General features: G+C 75.5%; 1 pseudogene. It reads left to right on the top strand.

The features are described from left to right. A pseudogene (locus ACWCRB_RS49680) lies at nt 1-1,789 on the top strand (tetratricopeptide repeat protein); the annotation flags it as partial. Between the last annotated feature and the right edge of the window lie 88 nt (nt 1,790-1,877).

Below are 1,877 nucleotides of genomic sequence, written 5' to 3'. Positions count from 1 at the left end.
GCCCACCGAGCCGCAGGCCCAGGCGCCGGCGCCGGACGACCTGCCCGCGCTGCTCGCCGAGGCCCGCCGGATGTCGGACGGGCTGCTCCCGAACGCGATGGAGGCGTGGGCGGCCGTCTCCCGGGCCGCCGAGGGCGTCGAGGTATCGGTGTCCGACCAGGCGGAGATCGTCGACCACAAGGCCATGGAGGGCGGTCCTGAGGGCATCGCGCTCTTCGAGCGGGCCGCCGAGCTGTACGCCGAGGCAGGTGATCCCGGCGAGGCCCTGGCCGCCCGCGCCCGCGCCGCGTACGCCCGCGCCCTGGAGGGCGACGTGGACGCGGCCCTGGACGCCGTCTCCGAGCCGTACGAGGAGGTCCTCGCCCTCTACTCCGACGAGGGCACCGGCGTACGGCAGGCCGCGGCCGTCCTGATGGGGCGCGCCCGCATCCTCATGCGCCAGGTCGAGGAGACCGGCACCGACCGGGCCCTGGCCGCCGCGGAGAACGCCGTACGGGAACTGCTGGCGCTCGTCGACGGGCACGCCGGGGACGACGTACGGCTCGCCTCACGGGGCGCGGAGGCCCAGGCAATGCTCGGGGAGCTGGCGACGCGCGCCGGAGACCTGGAAGGCGCCGCGGAGCTGTTCACCTGGGCCACGGATGCGTTCGTCGCGGCGGGGCTGCCGTGGTTCGCGGTGGAGTACGAGGCCCGGCTGGCCGGACTCGCCCACCATCTCGGCGACATCGCCGAGGCGGAGCGGGCGCTGCGGGGAGCCCTGGAGCACGGCGGGGCGTATCTGGAGGCGGCGGGGCACGCCCAGCTGAACCTCCAGCTCGCCGAGATCCTCGGGGCGCGTGACGAGGTCGGCGAGGCCGCGGACCACGCCCTGGAGGCCGCGCACTGGGCCGACGAGGCGGGCGAGGGCCCAACTCTGGGCGCCTGGGCCAGGCACCTGCTCGGCGGTTTCCTCCTCCGGCAGGGCCGGTGGGCGGAGGCGGCAGAGGTACTGGAGTCGGCGCTGCCCGATCTGAGCGCCGAATCGCACGGCGACGGAGCGGTCGTCCAGACGCTGTGGTGGCTCGCCGACTGTCTGGCCGAGCTGGGCGAGCACCGCGAGTCGGCCGAACGCCGCCTCAAGGCCGCGGAGATCGCCCGCCACTGGCCGGAACAGCAGGACCACGCGACGCTCGCCCATCTCGCCGCCGAGTCCCTCGGCCAGGCCGGGCTGCCCGCGGAGGCCGACCAGGCCTACGAACGCGCCGGCGACCTGTGGCGCTCGCTCGGCAATGTGCACGGACTGGTGCGTGCCCTGCGCGCCCGCGCGTGGCTCGCGCTGCGCACGGAGGCGGGGCTGGCCGGGGCACGTCTCCGGATGCAGGACGCGGTCCGCGAGTGCGGGCAGGCCCTGTCGGAGGCGGACGACCTGGAGTCCCGCGAGCAACTCGGCGCGGAACTCGCCCACACCCACCGCCAGTTCGGCGACCTGCTGGCCCGATCGGCCGCCGAGGACGCGGAGGACGGCGCGATCGAGGCCGCCTTCGAGGAGGCGCTGGCCCAGATGACGAAGGCGATCGCGGTGTTCTCCTCACTGGGCGAGGAGGGCCTCCACGGCCGCACCGGCGCGGAGCTGGCCGCGGGTTGGCTGGAGGCGGACCTGAGTCGGCCTGCGGAGGCGGCGGCACGCGCGCGTGGGGTGCTGCGGGCGTACGGGGGCTCCGCCGACGACTCGGACGCCGAGACGGTCCGGGCCCGACGGGCGGAAGCAGAACAGATGCTCCAACTGATGGAGGAACAGGAGGCCGAGTAAGGGCCCTCCAAGTTTCCTCGCCCCCGCCGCCCCTACCCGTCCCATCCCTGGGGGCTGCGCCCCCAGACCCCCGCTGTCGGCCCTGAAC

The sequence above is a fragment of the Streptomyces sp. NPDC002156 genome (genome assembly GCF_053593675.1).
The sequence above is the reverse complement of the archived record's forward strand: the minus strand, read 5'-3'. Positions and strand labels throughout refer to the sequence as shown.